This is a genomic window from Bacillus sp. JJ1566, assembly GCF_036962685.1.
In the GTDB taxonomy this organism is placed as follows: Bacteria; Bacillota; Bacilli; order Bacillales; family Bacillaceae_L; genus Ferdinandcohnia.
This window is the reverse complement of the sequence record NZ_JBALOP010000038.1, coordinates 1-3,657: the sequence shown is the minus strand read 5'-3', so window position 1 is coordinate 3,657 and position 3,657 is coordinate 1. Positions and strand designations below refer to the sequence as shown.

General features: G+C 38.1%; 2 protein-coding genes. Both read right to left on the bottom strand.

Annotated features, from left to right (window positions below):
- Nucleotides 1–141: 141 nt before the first annotated feature.
- Nucleotides 142–2,010: a phosphocholine cytidylyltransferase/choline kinase family protein gene (locus V7112_RS14490; RefSeq protein ID WP_335420975.1), complete on the bottom strand. Its 1,869-nt coding sequence runs from the start codon at nt 2,008–2,010 to the stop codon at nt 142–144.
- A 157-nt stretch (nt 2,011–2,167) separates the two neighbouring features.
- On the bottom strand, nt 2,168–3,657 hold a 1,490-nt coding region (locus V7112_RS14485; protein WP_335420973.1), incomplete at its 5' end, for a glucosaminidase domain-containing protein.

The following is a 3,657-nucleotide window of genomic DNA, read 5'->3' as shown; positions in this document are numbered from 1 at the left end:
GATGAAGGACTTTTCCCTTCGAAATCAAGGCCGATTTGGTCTTCATAACCCCGACGAGAACGATTTGCCCTTCAACAAAAAAGGTGTAAAACACTTTGGTTTTACACCTTTTACATATCTGCTCATCCGCGTTTGACATCCTTAGTTATGGATTCTCGATTGTTCAAATAGCAAATTGATATTTTTGATTGCGCGGTTATAACGATCAATCCCATAGTTTCCGAATGTTACTCCTCTAGCTTCTTTGATAACTGTCCATGTGCTCCACAGGAAGTCCTGGAAAATTTTGTGCATAAGAATGCGGAGCTTCTGTTCACTTGTTGGTTCCTGCTGTTCGAAATAGTATGACAGGAACAATTCCTCATCCTCTGGAGTAAAAGAACATTCCAATGAGTGAGAAGCTATATCCCACATTGGGTCATTCATTCCTGAGTATTCCCAGTCAATTAAGTACAGCTTGTCCTCTCCACTCTTTACTAAATTCTCAGGGGCAAGGTCAATATGACATGGTACAATTGGAACTTCCATTTTTGTGAACATTTCTTTTATTTTCATCACTTGTTTTTTTACTTCATGGTAATTTGGATAAAACTCTCCGTTTGCTTCAATCGCAAATTGTTCATACTCTTCTATCTTTTGAAACACATCAAATTCATTTTTCATCTTAACGCCTGAGTTGTGAAGGGTGCGTAGAATGTTGGTGGAATACACCATAATATCTTCACGTCTTGCAGTCTTTGGATTAAGTGCCTCAGCATTTGGAATGAGCGCGGAAATTTTTACTCCTGTTTCTTCATTAAAATATAGAAGCTCTGCATCGATTCCAAGTGAACTCGCCAGGCTTGAATTGTATTTTTCTTCATATCTATTGATCATTTTTTCTGTACCTTCGCCAGGGGTACGTAAAACGTATTCCTTTTGATTGGATAGCTTCACCCGATAGCTCTTATTCGTCATCCCGCCAAATGGCTCGATACTAACAATCTCATTTGTATCAATCGACAATCCATTTGCGAAAAGGCCCTTAATCGTATTTTTCGTAAACTCTGCTTCCTTGCGCTGCAAGCGTGGAAAAGTTGTTTCGACAATGCGCTCATAATGCTCCTTTTTATCAATATCCGCCCAGACTAGATCATGAATTTTTATATGGCCGATATTATATTGTCTAGCAACATCCAATAACAGATACTCATAATTCAAATAAGGATTTTTATTATCTTTATAAGCCTCCATCATTTTCGTAAAAACCTCATAGGATAGCTTACTAACTCCTACCATTTCACCGTCAATTCGATTAAACTGGTGAATATCCTTCGAGATTTTGTAAAGATATCCGTCTCTTAATTCAACAAAAGCCTCATCGCCAGAACCACTTTCCATTGTCAAAAGGATACAATCCCGGTGTGGGAATTCTATCAATTGTTTAAAGGCATCCTCCTCTATTAAGATATCATGTTCAATTAATAGGAAGTCTTCTGAAATAAATTCATATGCGCTTGCCAGGGACGCCATGGAGCCAGTCCATTTATATTTTTTATTCTCAGCAATGCAAACGTCATGAACATCACGTAAAAAATCAAATGCTTCTTTTTTATGGCCGGTCACAAGCACAATTTTCTCAATGCCATATTTTCTTAGGTAGGTCAGATTCCGGTTCAATAGGTTTTGCTCACCCAATGGAAGCAAGCTTACGGGAATGTCAAAATCCTTAGTTTGACCTGCAGCCAAAATAACTGCTTGTTTAATATCCAGCTTTGGTTCGATATGAATATTAACCTTTTTGTTCTGGTAGGACTCGATGCCTTGTGTTAAATATTTCAGCCCACTGTCCGTAAGAAAGTAATTCGTTTTTCGTCCGTGTTTTTTACTTATAAGATAACCTTTATTTATTAATAGATTTATAATGAAATTCACCTTTCCCGAGGAGATTTCACATAGTTCACCGATTCTCTTTTGACTAAGATTAGACTGTTTATTAATTACCTCAAGGATTCTAAACTTGGAATCCATTTGAACACCTACTATCTATATATAATTCATATTCACTATTTGAATGTGTTAGCGTATTTATGTTATCAACAAAAATTACGATTGTAAAATCTTTTTTAAGACTTTGTAAAGAATGGAAAATTGGTGCCTCATAATGAGACACCAATTGGTTTAATTTCTATTTATATACTGGAACATCAAAAAATAGGGTATACGTTCCTTTCTCAAGCAAATTATACAGATTTTGAATGTTGTTAATCTGTTTGACAGCCCAACCCATATCTGATGCATATTGGTGATTACCTGGTTTGGCAGGGTTCCATCTCATTTTATAAAGCGTGTCCTGCTTATAGGTTGAATGATGAACATAGTCATTGGCAATCAGCTTAGCACCACCTAAAATGGCCTCTTCAGGACTAAACCACCCTAATTTATAAGCCGCCTCAGAGCCACATTTTAGCGCGCACCAATCATATGCTTTCCATCCAAACATATTATAAACAGTCTTTGGTTCAACTGGGTTACCATCAACCTCGGTTACAAGTACACCTTTCGCTAATTGTGAGGTTCCATTGCCGGTTTCGTGAATGGCATGAGCAAGTAAGTAGATTTCATTGATTTGGTAATCCTTACCAGCTTGAACAAAATATTTCCCCATGCCCTTTAAAATCCCTTTATCAGACAGTATCTTCGAATCAATTGTCTCAGCAGATATTCCTGCAGACTTAGATAACTGAAGGAATTGAAAATGATCCTTCTTGAAGTTAGCTGGATCCACATAGTATCGTGCATCGTCTCTTGTTGCATCCTTCCAGGGACCGTAGGCAACCTCATACCAATCACCAGACTTTGCCAAAACCTTTACCTGATCATTGTATTTGAACGATCCTACTTTTCGATAATCTGTACTAGGACCTTCACGTACATTGAGCTTAGTTGTTGTCACGATCGCCAGATTCGAATTTTCTTCATCAAATTGTAGGTAATCCCCATGAACATAGGATTTATCTTTCCAATATTTATCAGTTTGTGGTGGTGGATTTAACCCGAACTGAATATCCAGTATTTCCTCAATCGTATAATTGTAATTTGTGTAGGTAATTACAGGACCGGATACAAGGGCACCACTACTTAAGAAATAATAGGTGACACCGTCAATCTCTACTTCTCCGATAGCCATCTTTCCATCACTATGAAGATAATATTTCTTGCCCTCTTCCTCATACCAGCCTGTTAGCATCGCACCGCTACTAGCAAAATAGTACCAATACCCATCTCTAAATAGCCAACCTGTGTGCATCGCACCACTACCTATTAAATAATAGGTTTTTCCTTTATCAGTGACCCAACCCGTCGCCATTTCACCATTTGTATTAAAAAAGTACCATTTTCCATTCTCGAGTAGCCAGCCTATCACCATAGCATGGTTTTCATCAAAATAATAATAGTGACTACCAATCTGTTGCCAACCAGTTACTGCTATGCCGTTTCCGTCAAAATAGTAATGGTTTTCACCTACTTGATAGAAGCCTTTTACCGCTACTCCATTGTCACCGAAATAATAGAGGTTCTCTCCTTCTTGGTGCAAGCCCTTTTTCGCTGCTCCTGTTTGGTCGAAGTAATAGAGGTCCTCTCCGATTTGATGCCAGCCAGTTACTGCTTTGCCGT

Bases quoted from the DNA above. Each gene is read 5' to 3' on its own strand.
- V7112_RS14490 (WP_335420975.1), bottom strand. From the start codon at position 2,010: ATGGATTCCAAGTTTAGAATCCTTGAGGTAATTAATAAACAGTCTAAT.